This is a genomic window from Mesorhizobium sp. M0830 (assembly GCF_040319965.1).
GTDB lineage: Bacteria > Pseudomonadota > Alphaproteobacteria > Rhizobiales > Rhizobiaceae > Mesorhizobium.
On sequence record NZ_JAMYOR010000018.1, the window covers coordinates 13,103 to 35,705 of the forward strand.

The window sequence follows — 22,603 nt, forward strand, 5'->3', positions numbered from 1 at the left end:
CTGAATCGATCCTCCGGTCAGCCGACAATGAAGGATCATATACAATTGGTGCCGTTACTATCGCCGGCTTCTGCCCGCGATTTACTAGAGAACATCGGCGAATCCCTTGCGGGTCTTTTGAAAGAATTGATAGCCGAGAAACGCGACTGCTATCGCAACAATCGAATAGTAGCTCAGCGCTATCCAATCCGGGCTTAGCCCGAAAATCACCACGTCGCGGAAGCTCTCGACAGGAATCGCGAGCGGATTGAGCGATAGCCAGGGCTGCAACCAGGCCGGCAGAGACGTTCTCTGGAAGAACACTGGTGACAGAAACATCGTCGCCGTCACCAGCGGTGCTACAATCTGGCTCATATCGCGGAAATAGACGCCGATCGATGCCAGCAACCAGGCGATACCGAGCACCATCACGATTAGCGGCGCGAACACCAATGGAGCCAAAAGCACCGTCAGCGGGACATGATCAAAGACGATATAGGCGAAAACGAGCAGTACCAACAGACTAACTATCGCATGAAACAAGGCGGCGCCGGCAGAAACCACGGGCAGGATCTGGATCGGGAACACGATTTTCTTGACGTAGTTGGCGTTAGCCACGATCAAACCGGGCGCAAGCGAAACCACCTCAGCAAAGAACTGGAAGACGATAAGCCCACAGAACAGGACAACCGCGAACTCACCAGTTGAATGTGTCGCGCTCTGCTGGTCAGGCATCGTCCAGCGCGACTTCATCACTACCCCGAACACAAAGGTGTAGACAGCCAACATGAACAACGGATTCAGCAGCGACCACAACAGCCCCAGCACAGAGCCGCGATAGCGGCCGGCAATCTCCCGGCGAATGAGGCTCACAATCAACCCCATTTCAAGTCATTCCAGCAACTGAGCGCCATTTCACAGGTCCTCGGTAAACGGCACTGTAAAGTGCCGCACTCCATCATCGAACTTACGATAAAAATTAAACTTAGTCGAAATAATCCTCTGATTTAACTTCCAGTCCGACATCTTTCTTTCACTAAAAGAATCAACCTTACTATAGTGCTTCATCAGCAGCCCACCGGTAACACCAACGTTGTATCCGTGAATATGGCATCTATAGGAGAAATCAATATCATAGCACGTAAACCCGGGTATCTCCTCTGAGAATCTTAATTCCCTTGCCACACTAGCCCTTGACGCTATGAATATCCCATCCAAAGCCTGAGCTTTGCAATTATCTTCAACAGGAGAAAAAACCTCGATCTTGTCCTCCTGCCCAGCATAATCGCCGGGAACAACAACCCTCCCAAGCAAATCACCCGGATCGGAATAATACCAATTTGACGATTGACAGCGACTTGTCCCGCAGACACCAAAGACATCAAACTCTTCGAAAGCATAAGATAACATTCGACTCCTACTTCTTATGATTTCTATATCGTCATGGCAGAAAATCAGCCAGTCACCGCTCGCGCGATCTATTCCCAAATTATAACCGGACGTCATAGATCTAGCCGCGTGAATTGGTACGAACTCAACTTCGCACGAACCATTCTCAATAGCGGAGAAACTATCCATCATGCGTTGATAATTATTTGCGCTATTGGTACACGTTATTATTGAAATAGTCGTCATGCTACACCGAAATCGCCGCTTCCAGATCTTGCAAAAATCGGCCGACACCAAGACTTGAAGACTCCAGCACCGAAGTCTTTTGTGATCCGCCCGAGCTAAAGAGCCTCAAGGCGCCCTTGATACTCCCATAATCCAGAGCTCCTGTGTATTCGACTATGGATTCCTTCATTACCTCTGGGCGCTGCCCCGTAGTCTCAGACAGGACCACACAGCCACAGGCTGCCCCAAGATATATTCTCGGCTCAAAAGAAGGCATTTCGTCCGCGTGAATATTGAGGACGACTTTCGATCTTCTGAATAAGGCAGCCAAGGCTCGTCCGGACAATCCATGGGCCACCCATACAAACTTCAAGTCCGTCGAACGCAAAAAGTCGAGCTCTGCGACCCTGTGTGGTGTCGGCTTACCTATGAAGGCCACATCTATCGGTCGACGGCCTGCATTTGGACGAAAGGCAGAAGTATCAATAGGCAAGGGCCGATAAGCATTGATCGGCCAGCTCCTTTTCTCGATAGCGGACTTTTTAGTCGCATCATAATATAAACAATAGTGATAGCTCTCCCAACTCATTCTGGAATACACATTACTCCGAAGTGAGCTTTCCGGTGTCTCAAATTGTCCAGGCAATTGGATTGGCTCACTAAGGAAAGCGACTCTTTTTCCCGTGATCGACTTGATATATTTCTTTGGGTATAATTCCGGCCTGTAGAATACCGTTAAGTCGGGCCTGAAATTAATCATCCTGGTTAAAAAAGAATAATCCCACTCATCGACGTCGAGACACAATATATCATCTCTTCCCCTCCAGTTCTCGGGGAAATGATTCTCGAAGTAAGTATAAGGTCCAACAAATCCGATCCGCATTTTCGACACACCTACTTACCCATCCACCCCTTGAGGTACCGAAGCGGTGCAGTCACCCTCCAACTTGTTGACGCCTCATAATGCTGCCGAACTGTCTGCAACTGATTCTTATAATGCTGCAGGGCCCACTGAGCATCGGTCAATTGCTTCCTCATTTCCTTGACTTCGCCTGAGCTGGATTGATCGCCAGGATCAGCGACGAGCGGCGGCTCAGACGGCATTTCGGCGGCTAGATACGCGGAGCGAAGAGGCAGAAGTTCTGCAATCTGCGACACAGTGGCACGATAAGCGTTGAATAAGCGCGCGTCCTCGACGAGCCGCTTGAGATACGGATCACTCAAGCTCTTCGCTCCAACAAACAGCACACCCAATCCATGCGAATGCGTAAATTCTAACGAGGGAAACCTATGTTTTAGCTCCCCCCAGAGCCGCCATACCCCAAAATCACGTTCGCGCACGCTAATATCATGGAACATGACCACACCTCTGTCACTCATGACTGGCAGCCAATTTTCATAGTCGTGTTTAACCGCCTCATATGTGTGCAATCCATCGATATGAAGCATGTCGACAGGCCGGTTTTCAAACTCCGCCTTCGCCTCATCAAACGTCGATCGAATGAGGTTAACACCCGAAAAACTCCGACCTAGGAACGACTGGAGGTCATCATATATTCTATCTCCCTCATAACGCCCGGCATGGTCATCCCCTTCCCAAGTATCCACGCCCCACAAATTGGTCCTTAAGTCATAACTTTGCGCGGCTGTAGCTGCAGCAATCAGGCTGGCTCCAAAATGGACGCCGAGATCAACGTAGTGCGCAGGTTTCAGATTTCGAAACAGCACAAACAGAAAAGGAATATGGCCACCCCATGCCGTAATCGGCAGCTTTCGAGGCAGGGAGAAGAGAGGGGCTATATATCTGTCCTGCACGTCAACAGGATCGGAAGAAGCAACGTCAATCTGATCCGCATTCTGGCTAACTCTAGTTTCACGTCCCATTGAATTCTTTCCCAAATTTTCTACGGACACCGCAGAAAGAACTTCACCATCCGATCTGAATATCGTTCGACCGGAGCCGTCAAGCAAATAAAATCCGTCAACTGCCGGACCGACTCTAGGAGAACCCTCCATCAATTTTTGCGGATCAAATCCACTTCGAACATAAGGAAAATTGAAATCGAGCTGAACAGGCCGAGTTCTCGCCTTTAGATCGATGTCAGGATAAAGTAATCCGATATTCTTAAGATCATTATCAGAAAGATCCTGTCTCTGTATAAGATCATCGTGCTCGATCCAGTGAGCTCCGAGGCGGTTCTCGTTGAGAAACCTGTCCTCTCGCACGACTCTTGCGGATAACTTCATCTTCCGCAGATACTTATCTCGAAACGGGATTGGCATATGAAGCAAGCCGAGGGAAGATACCTTAGAAGGCAAAACCGAATTCGGAATACCTATGACGGTATGATAACCCTGCGTAATGGTCATCTCGGGATATGAGCGATAGAGCTCCCGAGATATCCCAACCTTGGTATATTTTGACGGCTTCGATAGTGTGACAAATCCTTCCGAAAAGCTACTCCTCCCGTCCAGATTTGTCGGAACTATGTTTCTCCAATTGAAATTGAAGTATCCTCTATTATTTGCAATTCTTTTTTCTAATTCTTTTCTGCTTTCGAACGGAAGATACTCGTCGCAATCTAAAAAAAGTAGAAAATCTACGTCAAAAACATCGAAAGCTAACCTTGAAAATATATTAGCCAGCTGGGCCTGAGGATATCCGCTCGATATAAGCTTGAAAATCTCCGCTTTTTCTAACCTTTCTCTTATAAAAGCAGAAGAATTGTCGTCAGACGAGTGATCCACAAAGAACGCTAGATCGAAAAACTCATCGATCTGATCGCAAAAAGGACCAAGTATCGCCTCTTCATTTTTAAACATTGTAAAGCTAGCGATACGCATCTACTGTGCACTCTTGCTTTTTGTCTTCCGTCGAAACATTGACGCCATTCGCCACACATAGCTTGTATAAACCGCTTCGAGTTCCTCTAGGACGTGCTGCTTTGCACTGAGAGCCTGATCTCGTTCTCGAAGAATCTTTTCTTGACTGGCGCGGAGTCCTTCCAATTCCTGGGTCAAAAATTGGGACTGACCCTCTGCTTCGCCCACGATTTGCGCTAGCCGATCCACTTCTGCCATCAATTCGATTTCGCGAGCGCCTGCATCCCTCTCCCTTGCTTCCCGATCCGCGGTCAACGCTTCGATTCTCGCCAATTGCGCGTCGGTTAGGTGTTGAAGAGCGTCCTGCTGCCTCGCCAGGGACGCATCTTTCTCAACCATTTCTCTTCGGAGACTCTCAAGTTCCTCCATCCGTCGATCGATCTCTCCCGCTTGCGTCTCAGCGAGATGCACAATCTGGGAATACTTTTCAGCGGTCATACCCGTGCGAACGCGCATCTCAGGAAAAAAGGCCTCACCGAACACCGGACTGACGCTATTGAAAGCATCTCTTATTGTGTCAAGCCGTGCCATGGCTCCAGCGTCGTTCGGGTCCCGTTCGAGTATCATCAGCGCGCTATATGTGTCCTTCACCCATCTGGTCGTGCGCGGATCGGCTTCAAGACGTTCTCTGCTTGCAACATGATGCTGATGCGCCACAGAAAAATGCGTTGAAAGTGCTGTCTCTGCGTCAGCGATTGGCTGCGGCCACTTTATCTGGAGGGCGGCTGTCATTCTTTCCACCCCAGGGCGCCAGTCGTCGAGCATAGTCTCGTATGATAAGAAAACGCGCGGGTAGTCGCGTGTCGCATACTCAGCTTCTAGCTCATGCCGCAACCACAAAAGCGCGCTGAAGCCGTGGGTAAAACTGCCTCGCTTTTCAAGCGAAGCGACGACTGCGAGCGGGTTGCGCTCAGTCAGCACGTACCGAACATCGACGCGCATGCGCTTCAAGACTTCCGCATAAAGCGGAACGAAACGCGAAATACGCGGCTCCTTGAGTACGAAGACCGGGGCGCTGCCATATTCTTCGTCGATAAGCCGTGCGATCTCTGCTTTGTAGAAACGCAGGCGCGGTGCGCCGAGATCGGCTTGGTCGAAGGATCGCCAGTCATCCCAACTGCTTCCTGCTTCGGTCAGCATCTGATCGTGCAGTTCTATAAGACGTGCCGGCTCCCAATGGCCGGCGGGATTCGTCGGATTGGCGCCCAGCATGTTCTTCGGCAATTCCGCGCCAAGCAGACCGATCGCCCCCGTCAGTGCGCTGGTGCCCGAGCGGTGCATGCCGAGCACCATGATGCACGTGCGCTCGGCTGCTTTCGGCTTTGCCTTGCGGTCAACAGGCGTGGCATCACGCGTGTTTTCCGGTGAAGGGTGTTTATTCATTCCGTCAATGCCTATTTCGTCCCATCGATCACAAGCCGCCGCACCACCGTCTCCGTCGATTGCCGCCAGTCCGGCGCGTTCCAGCCGAAGACGGAGGCGAATTTCGCGCTCGATAGCCGGGAATTGGCGGGGCGACGCGCCTTTGTCGGGTAGTCCATCGTAGCAATGTCCCGTACCCGCGCCCAAGGACCACCAGACACGCGGCTTGTGTCCAGGATATGACGGGCAAAGCCGCTCCAGTTGGCCTCGCCGGTTCCGGCCAGGTGATAGGTGCCGGGCGCACCGAAGCTCTTGCCGTCATGCAGCTGTGCTGCCGCATGCAGGATTGCGTCGGCGATATCAAGTGCGGATGTGGGATTTCCCCACTGGTCGGCCACCACCGAAATCTCGTCGCGGTCGGCGGCGAGCCGCAGCATGGTCTTGACGAAATTCTTGCCGAACGGGCTGTAGACCCAGGCCGTGCGCAGGATCAGATGGCGCGGGTTGGCTGATGCCACCGCCTGCTCGCCGGCAAGCTTGGAGGCGCCGTAGACACTGGCTGGTGCGGTCGCGTCGGTCTCGACATAGGCGCTGTCCTTCGAGCCGTCGAAGACATAGTCGGTCGAAAGGTGGATGATTGGAACGCCCAGCCGCCTTGCCGCTTCCGCAACCTTGCCCGCGCCGACGGCGTTCACCGCGAATGCCAGGTCGGGCTCATCCTCGGCCTGATCCACCGCCGTGTAGGCAGCGGCCGACACGACGATGTCCGGCTTGGCGGCCGCAATGGGTTCGATCACCATCTCGGGTCTTGCCAAATCGAGTTCCGGCCGGCCAATGGCAACGACCTCCACGCCGGCGCTTCGCCGGCCGGCCTCCAGAAGGCTTGCCGCGACCTGGCCCTCGCGTCCGGTGACGACGAGCCTCACGCGGCCCCCTTGCGCGCTTCGCCCAGTCTTTCACCGGCATAGTGCTGTTCGCGGATCGGCCCCCACCACCATTTGTTGTCGAGAAACCAGTCCACGGTTCTGGCGAGCCCGCTGTCGAAATTCTCGTTGGGGGCCCAGCCGAGATCACGGCTGATCTTCGATGCGTCGATGGCGTAGCGGCGATCATGGCCGGGACGGTCGGTGACGAAGGAAATCAGGTCGCGATAGCTCTTGCCACCGGCCCGGGGACGCCTGATGTCGAGCAGATCGCAGATCGTCTCGACGACGCCCAGGTTCGTCCGCTCGGAATTGCCGCCGACATTGTAGCTTTCGCCCGGCTGCCCTTTGGTGGCGACGAGTTCCAGCGCGCGCGCGTGATCCTCGACGAACAGCCAGTCGCGCACATTGGCGCCTGCGCCATAGACCGGCAGCGGCTTTTCGTCGAGCGCATTGAGGATGACCAGGGGGATCAGCTTTTCGGGAAAGTGGTAGGGTCCATAATTGTTCGAGCAATTGGAAAGCACGACCGGCAGGCCATAGGTTTCGTGCCAGGCGCGCACCAGATGGTCCGAGGCGGCCTTGGAAGCGGAATAGGGCGAAGACGGCGCGTACGGCGTTTCCTCGACGAACATGCCGCCATCGAAAGGCAGATCGCCGAATACCTCGTCGGTCGAGACGTGGTGGAAACGGAAGCGGCTCTTTCTGTCCTCAGGCAGGCCGCGCCAGTATTCCAGCGCGGAATTGAGGATCTTGTAGGTGCCGACGATGTTGGTTTCGATGAACGTGCCCGGCCCGTCGATCGAGCGGTCGACATGGCTCTCGGCGGCAAGGTTCATGACGATGTCGATATCGTCCCGGCGCAGGATGTCGAGCACCGCCCTCTCGTCACAGATATCGGCCTGCGCAAAGCGGTAATTATGCGCATTCTCGATCGGCCGCAGCGAGGCCAAATTGCCCGCATAGGTGAGCTTGTCGAGATTGGTCACGCGATAGGCCGGGTTGGCGCACAGATGCCGGCACACCGCCGAGCCTATGAAGCCAGCACCGCCTGTCACCAGAAAATTCATGCCACTGTCCTCATCCTTTGGCAATTCATCAGGCAAACACCTCGGCTGCGGCCAGTAGCGGCGCCTTCAGGTCCTTGTCCGAAAGCTGGAACCCGCCGGACAATGACGGCCATTCGATGCCGATGGCGGGATCGTCGAAACGGATAGACCGGTCATGCGCCTGCGAATAGGTGTCGGTGACCTTATACAGGACCTCGGTGTCGGGCACGAGCGTCACGAAGCCGTGCGCGAAGCCTTTCGGCACCAGAATCTGGTTGCCCTTTTCGGCCGACACTTCGAGCGCGACCCATTTTCCAAAGGTTTTCGAGCCGCGGCGAATGTCCACCGCAACGTCGAGAATACTGCCGCGGATGACGCGCAGCAGCTTGTCCTGCGCCCGCGGCGCGAGCTGGTAGTGAAGCCCTCGCAAAACGCCTGCCGCGGCGGAATAGGAATGATTGTCCTGCACGAAAAGCAGATCTATCCCAGCCTGCGCAAAACGTTCGGCATTGTAGGTTTCCACGAAAAACCCGCGCACGTCGCCATGCCGCTTCGGCACGATTTCCAGCACGCCATCGATGCCAAGGGACCTGACTTCCAGCATCTAGCCCTCCGACAGCTCGACGACACGCCGACGCAGATAGGCGGCATATTCGTTCTTGCCCAGGCGGTCGGCGCGACGCAGAACCTGGTCCGCCGTCAGCCAATCCTGTTCAAGGGCAATCTCTTCCGGACAGGCGACCTTGATGCCCTGGCGATGCTCGATGGTGCGCACGAAGGAAGACGCTTCGTGCAGGCTGTCTTGCGTACCGGTGTCGAGCCAGGCATAGCCGCGCCCCAGCCGGTGCACATGCAACTGGCCGCGCTCGAGATAGACATTGTTGACCGCCGTGATTTCGAGTTCGCCACGCGCCGACGGCCGGATGGCAGGGGCAATGTCGACGACATCATTGTCGTAGAAATAGAGACCGGTGACAGCCCAGTTGGATCTCGGGTTCTGCGGCTTTTCTTCGATCGTCAGCGCCGTCCCGGTGGCCTTGTCGAAGGATACGACACCATAACGCTGGGGATCCTCGACATGATAGGCGAACACCGAAGCACCCTTTTCGCGCGAGGCCGCAGTGCGACAAAGCTGCGACAGCCCATCGCCGAAATAGATGTTGTCGCCAAGGATCATCGACACGCTGTCCTTGCCGATGAAATCCCGGCCGATGATGAAGGCTTCCGCCAGACCGTTGGGTTGCGGTTGCTCGGCATAGGACAGATCGAGCCCGAACTCCGATCCATCGCCAAGCAGATCGCGAAAGACCGGCAGGTCACGCGGTGTTGAAATGACCAGAATCTCTCGGATACCCGCGAGCATCAAAACGCTCAGCGGATAATAGATCATCGGCTTGTCGTATATCGGCAGAATCTGCTTAGAGATTGCTAATGTTAGCGGATAAAGGCGCGTTCCACTGCCCCCGGCAAGGATAATTCCTTTCAAGAAGCTCTCCTTGACATGCCAAAGCCCCCTGGCCTTGCTGCTTGTGCTTAGGTTCCACGCAATGGCTTGTCAATCTCGGCAATCGACAAACGACCGGACCGCGTCCGGCGCCGCTCCCGGCAAGTCCACCTACTCTCATCTCGCCAACGTCAACGGCCTGGCGGGAACAAGCAAATCGTCATGGTGGGCCTCGGTCGACCCGCCCCTTTGGCTCAACCGCTCTGCAAAGCCTTTGTGAAAGATAATGCCATTCATGTAGGCAAAAATCATCGCAAGCGCCGCTGTGCGCAAGGGGTAATCAACCAGCGAATGAACCAGAAGAAACGACACCGAGAGGAACGCGGCTTTCTGCAGCGGCTCCCGCCGAACCCCAACAGACGACGCAAAAAGCAATGTCAGGTAAGCCGCGATCAGAAGAACAACGGGCGCGCCACCCTCGAGTGCCAGCTCCAGATAGTCGTTATGAGCGTGATTGACGTAGGGCTTGAAGATCATCTCGCCCTTTTCGTAAATCTGATAGACCTTCTGAAAGCTGCCGAAACCCACACCTGTCGCCCAATTCTCTTCAATCCCCGCAATCGTGGTGCGGGCGAATTCGGCTCGTCCAAATTCCGGATCAACCACCTCCGCATCGATCTTCGTCCACGCGCCTATCGTGTAGAGCGAAAGGCCGATGAAGACCGCAAGGACGCCATACCGACTTAGCCTGGAGCGAGCGGTCAGAAAGACAACCGATATTATGGTGATCGCCAATCCTATCACGATACCGGCGCGCGAACCGGCGGCCAAAAGCAGCAGCAACAGCATTATCAATCCGAGCGATCCAGACAGAAGGTGCCCGCGGAACAGGCCGTGGCAGACAACGAAAGGGATGGAAACGAACAGCAACGCCGAAAAGTGGTTCTGGTTGGCAAACAGACCCGCATTGATCGTGAACGGCAACAACCCTTCTATGGCAACCGTATCGGAGAGTGAATACTGGATCGCGGCAGCCAAGCCGTTACAGATGACAGCCATGAAAAAGAACGGCAGCAGGCCGTAGACCTGCTCCGTACGCAAGCGGATAACGCTCAGAAAAAATGCTGCCGCCGCCGAAAAATACAGAAAACACTCGATCGTGCGCCCGACGCCGACACTGGCGAAGCGCAGCCGGGTCTCGCCAGCCAACCACGGAGTTGCGAGCAGCAGCTCCGGCCGCAATCCGCTCAAAAGGGCTGTGGGCAGCGGCACGACCTGAAAGCAGAACACGACAAGGGTCAGGGCAAGCAGCCACAAGACCGGACGAGGGATGCTCTGCCCCGATGGCCTTGAAAAGATGGCCGCGGCCGAGACGATCGCTGCAATTTCGATCAGCGTTTCGGTGTAGAGGCCACTCGCCGTGCCGCCGCCAATCAGCATCGACAGGAAAAGAACCGACCCAAGCAGATACTTTTCCCATTCCGTGGACCGGCTTGAGCGCTGTCTCACAATGAAACTCTTTCGATGCTCAGCTTGTGCATGACCAACGTGCCGACGTATCGAAATCGCCAGCTCTCAGCGATGGCTGCTGTTTCCAGCCGCAACAATTGCATCGGACACGCGCTCGGTCCGATCGCGAAATCAAGGCTCAGATGCTGCCGGTTGAATGAGCCTGCCGGAATGTTGAACCGGGCTATTTCGCTTGCCGGATCTGCGCAGCGGATGGACCAGAACAGCCCCTTTGGCAACTTCAGGTTTCTCCCGGAGGCAGTCAGGGAAATCCTGTAGGAGCCGGGAGGCAATTCGACATATTGCTGGAGCGCGGCGTTCTTCACCGGCGTGTTCAAAAATCGAACGGTGGCTCCGCTGTCGCTTTCGCCGACATCGCCCGACCCGGCAAAGGTAATTTCCAGACCGGAGCGATCGTGAACCTGCCAATCGAAGGGCTTGCCGCTGCGGACGGGTTCAAAGCCGCCGTTGAAAATATAGCCACCCAGCGTCCGCTCCTGATCGGACAGGCTGAAAAGGAACAGCCGATAGGCCGGCTCATAGTCCTTTTGCCTGATGTAGCCGTTGATCACGGCAGACAGTTCCTTCGATGTCGGTGGTGAACTCGATCCGGTAAGGTCGAGCAACAGTTGACTTGCCGCGCGCAGGCCTTGCGGATCCTGACCAAGGGCAGCGAAAAGATTGGACCTCCACGGAGCCTTTATCTTTATGGCTGCCAGGACAGCCCGGTATCCGTCCGGATCTGAAAGAATCGCCGGCATGCCCGCCGCGATGAGTGGAAAGCGGTCCGGCCACCGACGTAGCAATGTGTCGATCTCAGCGACCGCGCGTGACAGATCACCTACCTCGATCGAACGGTCGATCGATCTCTGAAGTGCATGGATTTCCGTCTTGGACAGTTTTCGAGCCTGGTCGAAGAATTCAAAGGCTTCGTCCTTCTCGCCTTGCCGGTACTTGATCTCGCCTAATAGGCTGTAGAGCCGGGCATCCGCGACATTGAAGCGAAGCGCACCCCTCGCCCTGGCAGCCAAAGCATCCAGATCAGGATCACTGCCTGTTTCGTTCAGGTCACCTGTGATGTCACCTATCAACGCATTTATGTTCAGCGGATCGATCGCAAGCGAGACGGCTGGCGTTCCGGCCTCAAGGAGCCGACTTAGCCCGATCGACGAAGCGGCCAACACTAGAACGGAGGCGACGAACCAAACGCCTGACCGCAGGAGATTTCGCGTGAGCGGGCTGGCCTGCTCCATCATCGACTTTGCCTTCGATTTTCGGGGTGCTCGCGCCGTAGTCGTAGTACTGGTAGTTCATATATTTGTAGGCATAGTTGTAGTCGAACTTGTTCACTGCAAACTTCGACATCGCCCCTCCGATCACATTCGCACCGGCCGCCCGCAGACGCCTGAGCGCCGTCTTGGCTGATTTGCGCGTGACCTGGTTGGTGGAAACGACCATCAACGTGCCCTCCGCCAGCCGGCTAAGGATTGGGCCGTCGGAAAGGCCGACGACCGGTGGAGCATCGATGATGACCAGATCGAAGCGTTTGCCGAGATTGGTCAAGATCATTGCCATCTTCTGCGAAGAGAGAAGGTCGGCCGGGTTCGGCGGAATGGTCCCGGACGTCAGTACAGTCACGTTAGGGTATTTCGTCGTCCTGAAAATGCCCGCCAAATCATCCTTGCGAACGGTATTCGTCAGAAGGTTGCTCAACCCGATCACGTTGTCGAGACCGAACAGCCGATGCAGGTTCGGTTTGCGAAGATCGCCATCGACCAGCAGAACCCTTGCGCCGAGCGCCGCGAAATCCTGGCCGAGCTTGAACGAGGTGGTCGACTTGCCTTCCGAAGGTTCCGAACTGGTCACCAGCAGCGATCGCGGCGCACCCTCCGCACCGGAGAACTGCAGCGATGTTCGCAACGAACGATAGGCCTCTGAGAGCCCGGATTTTTGATCGGCGATGCTGGCTATGAGTTCGCGGTCGTCGACAAGCGGCAGGATGCCGAGCATCGCCAGTCCCAGCTCTTTCTCGACCTGCTCCGGATTGGTGAAGGTGTTGTTCAAGAGCTCGATGATGTAGATGATCGATGCAGTCAAAGCCATGAAAAGCGCCAGCGCGATTGCAAGATTGATGCTCAGGCGTGGAGAATAGGCGGCTACGGGCAGCGAAGCGAAGTCGACGATCGCAGCGCTTTGCATCTTGAGTTCCGAGCTAACCCCAACTTCATTCAGCTTGGTGATAAGACTGTCGTACTGCGACCGATTGGAATCGACCTCACGCTTCAGGATCGTGTATTTGATATTCTTGTCGTTGAAGACGGCCTGCTGTCTCTCCATCTCCGCGAGCTTGGATTTTAGGTCGGCCTCCTTGCCTTGCGCTTCCTGGTATTTCAGTCGCAACGAATCCGTTATCGCAAGAACGCCATTGTCATAGAGCCGCTGCAGTTCCTTGATCTGCGATTGCAATTGCTGCATTTCCGGATAACCAGGCTTCAGGATGCCCAGTTTCTGCTGATACTGGCTGGACAGATCCGCCAGCTTTTCGCTGAGCTTCTGCAGACCTTCGCTTTCCAGAACCGGGCCGAGGCTTGATCCGCGTCCCTTTTCTATCTGACTCACGACCCGCCCCGCATCCAGGCGCTCCTGGATCGCCATGGCCAGCGCGGTGTTCAGGGCTTCGATGTTAGAGTCGATCAGCGATTTGTCGTCGCCAGTGACCGTGATGCCGGCGTCTTTTGCGTAGGTGACCAATTCCTCCTCGGATTTTTGCAGCTTTTGCTTCACCTGCAGAACCTGTTCCTGGATGAATTGCCTTGCCAGATCAGAGGTCTCGCTGGTCTGGTCCAGTCGCTGATCGATAAAACTCTGTGCGACCTGATTGGCTATGTCGCTTGCATATTTCGGCTTCTGATCGACAAAGGTGATCGACAGCAGGCTTGTATTGGTGACCAGATTGACCGTCAGGTCGTCCAGGATTCGCTTGATGGCAATTGCCTCGCGCTCCTCGGGCGTTTTCTCCTCGATGGAAGGCGACTTCGAAAGTCCGAACGCCCGGTAGACAATGTTGCTCAGCGAAAAGCTCGGCGTCGGAAACAGGAAGTCCGGCTTTTCGCCAAGCCCTAGCTGGAAGGTCACGCGCTGAGCCAGCGCGCGGCTCTTCAGCTTTTCACGGGCGGTCAGGAAGGCCCTGACGTCGCTGTTTTCGGAAACAACTTCGATGTCCTGAAAGACCTTCGCCGAGGGGACCAGCACTTCGAGCTGCGTCGTTGCCTGATATTTTGGTGTCTGCATCATTGTCACGATGACGCCGGCGACAAGTCCGGCAGCGGCCATCATGACGATCAACCAACGGTACTGGACAATGTAGAACAACAGCTTGAGCGGGTTGAACCCGTCATCCCGACCGGCATGGTCACGACCATAAGGACCGTAGTTTTGCGGCACGTCATAGGGGAGGTCCGCAGACAGGGCCTGTCGGGATCCGGCAACTTGGGACTGCCTGTTACGATCGAGCATGTGCGAGGTGACCCTGGGGTTGTTCGTCGTGCCCTGTCCTAAGGAATGACCGCAATGCGGGCCGCGCTGGACGCGAGACCCAGGGCATCCTTCAAATTGTTCATCGCGATTTTCGACTTGGAAGCAAACACGACGATCACATCGCCGCCATAAATGCGTGGGTTGCGATTTTTGCCGGCCCGGATTTCCTCGACATTGTAGTTTGCCACGAGCTTGTTTTGGCCGATATTCCGATAGACGAAGACCTTGCCGGCATCACCGACCGGATTGAAGCCCCCGGCAAGGGCGATCGCGTCCAGCAAAGAAGCACTGCTGGACACAGGATAGATACCGGCCTTGTTGACTTCGCCATCGACCGTGATGCGCCGGCCAATCGATTCCTTGACGAAAATCGTCACGTCAGGCGCTTGCAGGTATTTTTCACCGTAGGCAGTCTCGATTTCCTTCTCGAGTTGACGCACGGTTCTGCCGGCCGCAGGCATCGTTCCGATCAGCGGAAGCGAAATCTGCCCACCTGCGTCGACCTGAACAATCCTGTTCAAATTGTCGACCTGGAACACGCTAACCTCCAGCACATCATTGGCAGACAGGGGTTGCTCGCTGCCATTCTGCGTATTCTGCGCCGGCGGCAGATCCTTAACCACCTGCAGTGTGCCACCGCCTGAAAGAGCCCTGGAGGACGCCGCCGGCTGAAGGGCGCTGACAGGATTTGTGGACGACGTCGATGTCGACGGGGTGCTGGTGCAAGCAGATATCGCGAGCGATGCGAGCAACGCTGTCACGGTGCCTGCATTACGCCTTGCAAAATCGAAGATGCCGATCAGTGGGTCCCGCTCTTGAACAGCCGGCCAAATCCGCCGAAACGGCCTACGCTGCTGGCACCCGACCTTTTCGCATTCCGCTTTCCAATGGGCACGAGCGCCCGATTCTGCAATATCGCGTCCGGACGGTTGACCGCCAGAAGCCTCACCTCGACAAAACACAAATGCGCTACCCGCATGACGGCGAATGACGCATTCGACAAAATTACGCAAAACAGCGGGTGTCGGACCTCGGCTATCGGCTGACAGCGTCATCGTCGTCCTGCAGCCCGGTAATAAGAGCGGCGGCGCCACCAACCGCGGCGGCGCCCAAGAGAGCTGGCAGCATGACAGGCTCCGAGCTGGCAGGCACAACCGTCGCAACTGGCGTATCGAGCGAAACGCACATGCCACCTTCGACAGGATCGACCTTGATCGTGGTGTTGCCAGGAATATCGAATGCGCAGTTGGCACCCACCGCAAGCAAAGCGGACGCCTCTGCCCCGGTCATGATGCGCGCGCCCGAATACACTGGCGCTTCGGGACCCACGCCAGCATAGCCGCCGGCCTGGGACATCTGAACGTTACCATGGACCTGCGTAAGGCGACCTACCGCACCGGCGGACGCCGGCACGGTCGCAAGACAGGAACAGGTCTCCTGAGCGAAAGCATCGGGCGTTGCAAACAGAATGCCCTCTGCGGCGAATACAACAAAAACGAAAACAGCCCCGAACCTACGACGAATCCCCATTTCTACCCCACCCAAACCTGCAACTCACCCTCTTGGAATGAATCACACCGGCTCCCCCGTCAATCTCCGTCAGAGGCTGACGCCGCTGACGTCGTACTGCGTCGCCGCGAACTGTCAGAAGCGCGCAGGCAAAATCGCTTCCAGTAGGTCAACCCCCACCGCCGCCACCGGACGGCTGAATTGCGGCCGTCTGTTCGGAACCAACAAGCTTGAGGCAAATGTTGTCGTCGAGGCGGAAAATATCGAGACTCGAATTGGCCGGCACATTCAGGCTGCAGCCGCCGAACTCGATCGACGCAACAAATACGGCAGGCGCCGTTTTGCTCACAGATTCATCTGTCTTTGATCCCCTCTGCATCACCTTCGACGCACCAATTCAAAGATAGCAGATCAGCACGTAGCAGTTTTTCGATCACAATTCCAACACATTTCGCGTTGGCGGCAATTTAGGCCGATTCGTAACTGTCATAGCACAGTACTTTAGCCATATCGAATGAACAGTTTCGACCAAAAATCTCAGAAACCGACGTTACCCAGCAGAAGACCACAAATACCCTAATGCAGGAAACTCGTTGGCCGGGGCCAGGGCAGATCCATTCACTTCGCCGCAAGAGCATCCAGTCCGTGGCGGTTCAGCAAGACTTGCACATTGGACCGGCTTGAATCGACTCGCCGCAGAGAATTCGGCCCTGCGTAAATATGGCAGCCAGGTCTTCCCCCTTGGCCGTCAAGCCCTTTCATTCTTTCGCCGCGAGGCCATCCAGCTTTTCTATCTGCTGCATATACTTCGCGATGACGATAGTTTCCGAAAATTGCCGCTCGACCTTGTTTCTGCCCTCCACTCCCATCCGGCCCCTGGAGGCATCATCCATCATTGCAAACTCGATCATCTTGCTTGCCAGATCATCAGTGTCCCTCGCCTTGCACAGGAAGCCGTTGATGGCGTGGTCCACCACCTCCCTGCACCCGGGCACGTCGGTGGTGATCAGCGGCTTGCCCATCGCGGCCGCCTCGAGCAGCGAACGCGGCGTTCCCTCCCTGTAGGAAGGCAAGACGACACAATCGGCGGCACGCAGGAAAGGCCGCACATCATCGGTGGTGCCGAGATATTCGATCAATCCCTCACCGACCCATTGCTCGACATGCTGCCGACTGACGGCGGTCCGGTTCTCGACATCGAGAAAGCCGAGCAGTTGGAAACGCACACCGGGCATCTTCTGGCGAACCAGACGGGCCGCCTCGATAAACTCGCCGACACCCTTGTCCCAGAGAAGCCGGGCCACCAGAAGAAACACAATCGCTCCAGGGTTGGTGCGCGCTTCGGACGACGGAGTAAAACGCACGAGGTCGATGCCGGAGCCAGGCAAAAGCCCGGTCTGCTCCTTGCGAACCAAATTCCCAATGACGAACAGCGTCCTGTCATCGTCATTCTGAAAGAAAACCATTTTGGAACGGGCCAGCGCCACCCGATACAAGGCCTTGGCAATTCTGAGCAGAAGCCCACCGCGGACGAATGCTGTCCCCAGTCCGGAAATGTTATTTATGACCGGAACGCCGTTCAGATTGGCGGCGATGGAGCCGAACACGTTGGGCTTGATCGTAAACCCGACAAACGCCAACGGCCTCTCATGCCGCAAGAGACGCCAGAAGCGCCACAGAAGTGCCATGTCCCGCAAAGGCGACATGCCGGAATTGTCCATTTCGAGTTCGACATAGCGGCAGCCCATGGCCGATATCAGCGAAGTGTATTCGTCTCTCGGCGCCACGATGACAACGTCATAGCCATGGCTCTGCAATGCCTCGATCAGCCCCTTGCGGAAATTGACGACGTTCCAGGACGTGTTTGTCGAGACAATTATCTTGCTGCGAGCAGCCGGCATCATTGGCTCCCGCCCGGGCATGGCGAAGGCGCTCCTAACAGCACGTCCGCAAATCGCCCAGGCGACCTTTCCGACAGGGTCTCTCCATACAAGGCCGACCGATCGCCGGCGTGAATGACCTTCAACAGTGCGTCCGCGATTTCCAACGCGCCAAATCCGGCTGAAATCTCCAGGCCGGACAGCATGTCCAGATCTCCCGCACAGGGCGTGGTGACGATGCCGGGAATCCGGCAAGCCATCATTTCCAGAAGGACGTTTGGAAATCCTTCCATCGCCGAGGTGAGCAGGCCGGCGCGCGATGCACGAAACAGCGGAAATGGATTGTCTCTCTGGCCGAGCATATTTATTCGAGAGTCCAGATCGAACTTGCCGGCGTAGGCTCTTAGCTCCGCTTCCATGGGTCCCGCCCCAACCATGCTAAGCTCATAATCCTCGCCGGTTCTTCGCCTGATCTCGGCGAGCACATCAATCGCGATCGTTGGCCGCTTTACCTCGATCAGCCGGCCGCACCAGACAATCTGCGGACGACGGGAAATCATCTTCGCGTCGTCCTCCGCCAACATTTCGGTGGACATTTTGACGATGAGATCTTCGTCAACCGGGTTGGGCAACGTACACAGTTTATCGATTGCTCGCCGAGGCAACACGTCGCGCAGGCGTTCATTCATGTAGCTCGTTTGCGCGACAACCATGTCCTGGCTGCCATAGGCAGCGTAGAGCGCCCTGTAAGCCAGTGCGCGAGGGCCATTGAAGCGATCCAGAAGTACCGTGGATTCGCGAGCGATCAGCCTGCGGCTTCGAAGAACCCCGACGCTTCGGGCGGCGGCCAGGAACGAATTCACCCGCGTGTGGCTTGAGAAAACCAAATCGTACCGATGCCGGATCAGCCGCGGGGCAAGCAAAAGCTCGCTCATCGCTTTGCCGCCGCCGAAGCCGTAACTGCGCCGAATTCCATCCTGGAGTGTTCCAACGGCATCCCCCGCCGCCTGGCTACCCAGAAAGCCGATTTCGACGTCCCAGTCGGGACGGCGCGCAAGTGCCTGCGCAACCAGTTTCAGGATGGCTTCGGCTCCACCTCTGATGTCGAGCGGAATGGCGACCAGCGCGAGCTTCCTTTTCATGAGCTGCAGGGATTCACTGTTTTCGCCGAAAGACATAGGCGTAGGTTTCGGCAGCATCCTTGCCGAGAAACAGCGCCGAAACGCCTAACCAGATGCGCCAGGCGAGAAAGGCCGGCACGAAAAAATAGAAATAGGAGCTCTTCCAGAACAGACGACGCTCGATGAGTTCCAGGCCGTTCCGTTTTGCGATTGTTTCGACCTCACTGGGCAGGCACTTGTCGTAAAAAGCCGGAAACCCGTCATGACCCTTGCCCTTTTCGGGAAAGATCGCAAAAAGCAACCGTCGCTTCATGCCCTCTGGCAGGACCCGATTTAACCTTGCGAAAACAGCGTTGCGCGAGGGCGAGAAAATGGCGACCACGCCTCCCGGCTTCACGCAACTGGCAATACCACGCAAGGCGCCTTCACCGTCGCGGACGTGTTCGAGCGTCGCCTGACAAATCACGACGTCGCCATCGCCCCTGCCCACAAACGAGGTAAGGTCCGCTTCAATCTCCTCGTCGTATATTCCGCGCGGCGCTTTCGACAATTCCTGCGCGTCCAGATCGACCCCAACGATAAAAAGCCTCAGGCGCCGCTTCTCGGATAGGCCGACGAACGGCCTTGCACCCCCGCCGAGGTCATAAACCAGCGCATCGGAGGCAAGCCAGGCAGGTCCTATCTCCGTCGCAAACGTTCGGTTGCCGTCGATACGAAGGCGCAAGGGTAGAACGCTGTCCAGGAACTCGGAAACGGCTACGTTCGCGCGAATAAACTTTCGCAACATCGACACTGCCTCACCATCAATTTCGTTCGCCGAACTGTGTCCACTCGGACCAGACATCCGCGCTATATCCTGTGGAACACATAGAGCCGCGTATGATGCGAAAACGGGCCGAGCAACCGATCGGCAGCAGCCCGCAAACCTCTCAGGATGCTGTTCCTGCTGTCGTACCAAGCCTGCATCGGCTTTTTGAAAAACGTCTCGTCCTTCAACCCCTTGAAGCCACCCCTTGGTCGTGTGTCCAGAAGCTTGAAGCCGTGCTGCTCGAACCCGGAAACAATCGAGGATGGCTCCAGGATGAACTGGTAAAATCCGGCCCGCTCACCTGAAAAACTGGGGTAGAGACCTATGCTGGCCTTCAATCTCCTGAGAGGAGAAATGCTCGGCACCGTCACGAAGGCAATTCCTCCCGGCCGGATGATGCGGCGCATCTCCAGTACGATCTCGCGGTACCCGTCGAAGAAGTGCTCGATCACGCCGAGAGACCACACTCCATCGAAGAATTCGTCCGCGAAACCTGTTGCCCGAACGTCCCCAACCGTCACTTGTAAATGCGGCGCGGCGCGATTCACCATCCCCACGGTCTTTCTCGCAAAGTCGATACCATATGCGGAAAAGCCCGCCTGATGCAGGCCGTAGACCGTGTTGGCCAGGCCACATCCGGCGTCCAGAACCTTGGCCGATCCTGACAGATATCGTTTGGTCGTTTCGACGACAAAGCGATCCGGCCTCGAAACAGTCCCTTCGGCCCAGTGGGAATCCCAATAGTCGTCGTCGGCTATCGTGCCGACATGGACGATCCGGACGTTCTTCTCGTCATAGAATGCCTTCTTCTCATTCATTTCCGGCATCCGACCGGCCATAAAAAAGGGTTCGCTGCGTTGCATCAGGCCCATTGTCCGCAATCACACCCCTTAACGAGAAAAACGAACAAGCCGCGGCTATGGCATAGCCGGACAGGAATGCCATTTCGCTGCCAAGCGGCAGCCGCCACCACAGACTCAATGCCGCCAAACAGCAGCAAGCCAATGCTCCTGCCGCGTAGGAATAGGTCAGCGTCCTTGCGTTGTTCGAGCGGAGCGCAAACGGATCGATGACCACCTTTTTCGTCCTGTTTACCAGGACAGCGCAGGAAACGATCGCAAAGACCGCTGGGTGGAATGACCTTCCCAGCCATCCGGACGCATAGCCGGAAAAAAACAGGCCGATTATTCCCACGGCAGACGCGACAGCAAAAATCAGCGCAATGGTCGCGCCCTCGAACAATCCGCGCCGAAACGCCCTGACCTCTCCATTTGCGGCATTGAGAAACGCCCGCGGCACGAACACGAAACTGGCCGCATTCATAAAGAAGCCGACGGAGCGTTGCGAGAGATCGACACAGAACGAGAAGACGCCGAGAAGAGCCTGAGAGCCAAACAACAAGATGATGTATCGAATGCCGACGAACACGCCGCTCTCGGCCAGATTGCTCAGCACAAATGCCCAGCCTGTGGCCAGAGACCCGCCAAGATAGGAAAGGCGCGGCCGCCTCAGATTCATCGGTCCCAGCAAGGCAAATGAAATCAGCGCTCCGGCGAAATAGCTGAGCGAAAAGGCCGTAAGAGCAGAACCTACTTTTGCATCTCCGGCAAGCAGGACTACCGCTCCCGCCTGGTATGCGACAGCCTGGCCAATCGCTGACCAACCGTACGCCCACAAGCGCAGCTGCGACCTCAGGACCTCCTGAAGTGCGGTGTGCAAGCCAAACGAAACGATGATGGTTGCGGCGACGGCGTTGCCAAATCCGAACCACGCCAGCGCCGATCCAGCCAGGATAACAAACAACGCCACAATGGCCAGCGCAGCCAAAATAGACGATACGTACTCTCTACCCATTGCAGCGGCATGCATTTTTGCAGAAACCGGCATTATCGAATAGGTCGCAGTTCCAAAAACAAGCGTCGAGATGAATAAAACGGTCGCAATCGTCGTGCTGAAAATCCCATACTGCGCAGTTTCCAGATGGCTTCCGATGTATAGTAAAGTCACTATGTTCAAAAGGCCTGGCACAATTCGTATGATGACGGCCTCCACGAATTTCCACAGGCAGGATATTTTCATGAGATCACCCGTGCTAGTGACCTCTTGAGCAAGAAGGGAAAACTCAACGCACCAAAGCGCAAGCAGGCAAGGACCGCCTTGCTCAGGAAGCGGCCCGAGCGATATCGTCCACGCCAGAATGCCCTGATATAATTCAAGTTCAGCAACAACAGCGGGTACGCATTTTGCCGCTGAAGACGCCGAATTCTTGCCGTCATCCCCTCCGCCAAATACCTCTTTCGTCCGACATCGACGTTGACACAAATGACATCGTGTTCGATCGCCAATCTGGACCAGAGAAGAGATGTTGGAACGCGGCGGAACCGCCCCGCAGGGGGCACGGCAACCTGTTTCAACAAGGCAGTTCTGATGACCTCTTTCCTGTCGCCGACTACACCTTCGTCGGCTCGCATCCTGATCAGGTTCGTACGCTCAGACGGGAACCGGTTTGCTGCTGCATCTGGTCCCTCGAGAACCATGGAGAACACAAATCCCGCAATCTGCTCATCGGCACCTTGCCGGGAGAGACGCTCACAAACTTCCGGCAAGCGGTCGGTGAAGAGATCGTCGTCATCATCAAAAATCATGCAATAATCGCCAGTGGCGGAAGCGATCGCCGAAAACATCGCGACCCCTCTGCCGCCATTCGGGCCAGCTGTGACCACCAATCTGGCATCGCGAGACGCGATCTCCGCAAGCGCTTCGCTTGTCCCGTCCGTCGAACCGTCGACGTGGACACATATTTGCACTGGACATTTTGCGCGCAGCAGCTCCTGAACCAGCGCAGCAACGCGATCCCGCCGATTGAACGTGGGGATGCAAACGCTTAACAGCGCCTGGGACCGCAATGGATTGCAATCTGCCTGTTTGCGAGCCGTTTCGATCCCCTCTCCCCCTGGTTGCGCGGTCATGGAACGCAGCTACGCG

At 56.1% G+C, this 22,603-nt stretch carries 21 protein-coding genes; all 21 read right to left on the minus strand.

From position 1 onward, the window contains the following. Window positions 1-84: 84 nt before the first annotated feature. The 21 genes from NKI20_RS13385 to NKI20_RS13485 all read right to left on the minus strand — a co-directional run bounded on the left by NKI20_RS13385 (window position 85) and on the right by NKI20_RS13485 (window position 22,587). Window positions 85-864 carry an ABC transporter permease gene (locus NKI20_RS13385; RefSeq protein WP_352831117.1) on the minus strand — a complete coding sequence of 260 codons (780 nt, stop codon included), beginning with the start codon at window positions 862-864 and terminating at the stop codon, window positions 85-87. A gap of 30 nt (window positions 865-894) precedes the next feature. Next, window positions 895-1,614, minus strand: a complete 720-nt coding sequence (locus NKI20_RS13390) for a glycosyltransferase (protein ID WP_352831119.1) — start codon at window positions 1,612-1,614, stop codon at window positions 895-897. A 1-nt stretch (window position 1,615) separates the two neighbouring features. Further along, window positions 1,616-2,476, minus strand: a complete 861-nt coding sequence (locus NKI20_RS13395) for a CgeB family protein (protein WP_352831121.1) — start codon at window positions 2,474-2,476, stop codon at window positions 1,616-1,618. An 11-nt stretch (window positions 2,477-2,487) separates the two neighbouring features. Next, a complete protein-coding gene (locus tag NKI20_RS13400; protein WP_352831123.1) occupies window positions 2,488-4,437 on the minus strand; it encodes a class I SAM-dependent methyltransferase in 1,950 nt (649 codons plus the stop codon). Continuing rightward, window positions 4,438-5,859 (minus strand): sulfotransferase family protein, encoded by a 1,422-nt coding sequence (locus NKI20_RS13405; protein WP_352831125.1) that lies wholly within the window; start codon window positions 5,857-5,859, stop codon window positions 4,438-4,440. It lies immediately after the preceding gene. 11 nt (window positions 5,860-5,870) lie between these two features. Then, entirely contained in the window at window positions 5,871-6,764 is an 894-nt protein-coding gene (rfbD, locus tag NKI20_RS13410; protein WP_352831127.1) for a dTDP-4-dehydrorhamnose reductase, read from the minus strand. Continuing rightward, entirely contained in the window at window positions 6,761-7,831 is a 1,071-nt protein-coding gene (gene rfbB / locus NKI20_RS13415) for a dTDP-glucose 4,6-dehydratase (RefSeq protein WP_352831129.1), read from the minus strand. The genes rfbD and rfbB overlap by 4 nt, the downstream gene beginning before the upstream one ends. 28 nt (window positions 7,832-7,859) lie before the next feature. Further along, complete coding sequence (rfbC, locus tag NKI20_RS13420; protein WP_352831132.1) at window positions 7,860-8,414, minus strand: dTDP-4-dehydrorhamnose 3,5-epimerase; 555 nt, start codon at window positions 8,412-8,414, stop codon at window positions 7,860-7,862. After that, entirely contained in the window at window positions 8,415-9,296 is an 882-nt protein-coding gene (gene rfbA, locus NKI20_RS13425; protein ID WP_352831134.1) for a glucose-1-phosphate thymidylyltransferase RfbA, read from the minus strand. Between the two features lie 135 nt (window positions 9,297-9,431). After that, window positions 9,432-10,694: an O-antigen ligase family protein gene (locus NKI20_RS13430; RefSeq protein ID WP_352831136.1), complete on the minus strand. Its 1,263-nt coding sequence runs from the start codon at window positions 10,692-10,694 to the stop codon at window positions 9,432-9,434. A 65-nt stretch (window positions 10,695-10,759) separates the two neighbouring features. Next, window positions 10,760-12,019, minus strand: coding sequence for a tetratricopeptide repeat protein (locus NKI20_RS13435; RefSeq protein ID WP_352831138.1), 1,260 nt, complete (start codon window positions 12,017-12,019; stop codon window positions 10,760-10,762). Then, window positions 11,907-14,279, minus strand: coding sequence for a GumC family protein (locus NKI20_RS13440; RefSeq protein WP_352831140.1), 2,373 nt, complete (start codon window positions 14,277-14,279; stop codon window positions 11,907-11,909). Before NKI20_RS13440 ends, NKI20_RS13435 begins: the two co-directional genes overlap by 113 nt. A 38-nt stretch (window positions 14,280-14,317) precedes the next feature. Further along, a complete protein-coding gene (locus NKI20_RS13445; RefSeq protein ID WP_352831142.1) occupies window positions 14,318-15,355 on the minus strand; it encodes a polysaccharide biosynthesis/export family protein in 1,038 nt (345 codons plus the stop codon). Beyond that, window positions 15,336-15,830, minus strand: coding sequence for a hypothetical protein (locus tag NKI20_RS13450; RefSeq protein WP_352831144.1), 495 nt, complete (start codon window positions 15,828-15,830; stop codon window positions 15,336-15,338). Before NKI20_RS13450 ends, NKI20_RS13445 begins: the two co-directional genes overlap by 20 nt. A 148-nt stretch (window positions 15,831-15,978) precedes the next feature. After that, a complete protein-coding gene (locus NKI20_RS13455; protein ID WP_352608091.1) occupies window positions 15,979-16,158 on the minus strand; it encodes a hypothetical protein in 180 nt (59 codons plus the stop codon). A gap of 409 nt (window positions 16,159-16,567) precedes the next feature. Beyond that, window positions 16,568-17,731: a glycosyltransferase family 4 protein gene (locus NKI20_RS13460; protein WP_352831146.1), complete on the minus strand. Its 1,164-nt coding sequence runs from the start codon at window positions 17,729-17,731 to the stop codon at window positions 16,568-16,570. Further along, the gene (locus NKI20_RS13465; protein WP_352831148.1) at window positions 17,710-18,867 is read right to left on the minus strand and encodes a glycosyltransferase; all 1,158 of its coding nucleotides are present in this window, start codon (window positions 18,865-18,867) and stop codon (window positions 17,710-17,712) included. The genes NKI20_RS13460 and NKI20_RS13465 overlap by 22 nt, the downstream gene beginning before the upstream one ends. Next, on the minus strand, window positions 18,845-19,654 hold the full coding sequence (locus tag NKI20_RS13470; RefSeq protein ID WP_352831150.1) for a class I SAM-dependent methyltransferase: 810 nt from the start codon (window positions 19,652-19,654) through the stop codon (window positions 18,845-18,847). The genes NKI20_RS13465 and NKI20_RS13470 overlap by 23 nt, the downstream gene beginning before the upstream one ends. Before the next feature lie 5 nt (window positions 19,655-19,659). Next, window positions 19,660-20,481 carry a class I SAM-dependent methyltransferase gene (locus NKI20_RS13475; RefSeq protein WP_352831152.1) on the minus strand — a complete coding sequence of 274 codons (822 nt, stop codon included), beginning with the start codon at window positions 20,479-20,481 and terminating at the stop codon, window positions 19,660-19,662. After that, on the minus strand, window positions 20,429-21,697 hold the full coding sequence (locus NKI20_RS13480) for an MATE family efflux transporter (protein WP_352831154.1): 1,269 nt from the start codon (window positions 21,695-21,697) through the stop codon (window positions 20,429-20,431). The genes NKI20_RS13475 and NKI20_RS13480 overlap by 53 nt, the downstream gene beginning before the upstream one ends. Continuing rightward, a complete protein-coding gene (locus NKI20_RS13485; RefSeq protein ID WP_352831155.1) occupies window positions 21,694-22,587 on the minus strand; it encodes a glycosyltransferase family 2 protein in 894 nt (297 codons plus the stop codon). The genes NKI20_RS13480 and NKI20_RS13485 overlap by 4 nt, the downstream gene beginning before the upstream one ends. Between the last annotated feature and the right edge of the window lie 16 nt (window positions 22,588-22,603).

Bases quoted from the DNA above. Each gene is read 5' to 3' on its own strand.
- NKI20_RS13450 (WP_352831144.1), bottom strand. From the start codon at position 15,830: ATGGGGATTCGTCGTAGGTTCGGGGCTGTTTTCGTTTTTGTTGTATTC.
- NKI20_RS13400 (WP_352831123.1), bottom strand. From the start codon at position 4,437: ATGCGTATCGCTAGCTTTACAATGTTTAAAAATGAAGAGGCGATACTT.
- NKI20_RS13485 (WP_352831155.1), bottom strand. From the start codon at position 22,587: ATGACCGCGCAACCAGGGGGAGAGGGGATCGAAACGGCTCGCAAACAG.
- NKI20_RS13480 (WP_352831154.1), bottom strand. From the start codon at position 21,697: ATGAAAATATCCTGCCTGTGGAAATTCGTGGAGGCCGTCATCATACGA.
- NKI20_RS13385 (WP_352831117.1), bottom strand. From the start codon at position 864: ATGGGGTTGATTGTGAGCCTCATTCGCCGGGAGATTGCCGGCCGCTAT.
- NKI20_RS13470 (WP_352831150.1), bottom strand. From the start codon at position 19,654: ATGTCTGGTCCGAGTGGACACAGTTCGGCGAACGAAATTGATGGTGAG.
- NKI20_RS13395 (WP_352831121.1), bottom strand. From the start codon at position 2,476: ATGCGGATCGGATTTGTTGGACCTTATACTTACTTCGAGAATCATTTC.
- NKI20_RS13390 (WP_352831119.1), bottom strand. From the start codon at position 1,614: ATGACGACTATTTCAATAATAACGTGTACCAATAGCGCAAATAATTAT.
- NKI20_RS13440 (WP_352831140.1), bottom strand. From the start codon at position 14,279: ATGCTCGATCGTAACAGGCAGTCCCAAGTTGCCGGATCCCGACAGGCC.
- NKI20_RS13475 (WP_352831152.1), bottom strand. From the start codon at position 20,481: ATGCAACGCAGCGAACCCTTTTTTATGGCCGGTCGGATGCCGGAAATG.
- NKI20_RS13460 (WP_352831146.1), bottom strand. From the start codon at position 17,731: ATGCCCGGGCGGGAGCCAATGATGCCGGCTGCTCGCAGCAAGATAATT.
- NKI20_RS13445 (WP_352831142.1), bottom strand. From the start codon at position 15,355: ATGACGCTGTCAGCCGATAGCCGAGGTCCGACACCCGCTGTTTTGCGT.
- NKI20_RS13430 (WP_352831136.1), bottom strand. From the start codon at position 10,694: ATGCTGATTGGCGGCGGCACGGCGAGTGGCCTCTACACCGAAACGCTG.
- rfbB (WP_352831129.1), bottom strand. From the start codon at position 7,831: ATGAATTTTCTGGTGACAGGCGGTGCTGGCTTCATAGGCTCGGCGGTG.
- NKI20_RS13405 (WP_352831125.1), bottom strand. From the start codon at position 5,859: ATGAATAAACACCCTTCACCGGAAAACACGCGTGATGCCACGCCTGTT.
- NKI20_RS13435 (WP_352831138.1), bottom strand. From the start codon at position 12,019: ATGATGGAGCAGGCCAGCCCGCTCACGCGAAATCTCCTGCGGTCAGGC.
- rfbC (WP_352831132.1), bottom strand. From the start codon at position 8,414: ATGCTGGAAGTCAGGTCCCTTGGCATCGATGGCGTGCTGGAAATCGTG.
- NKI20_RS13465 (WP_352831148.1), bottom strand. From the start codon at position 18,867: ATGTCTTTCGGCGAAAACAGTGAATCCCTGCAGCTCATGAAAAGGAAG.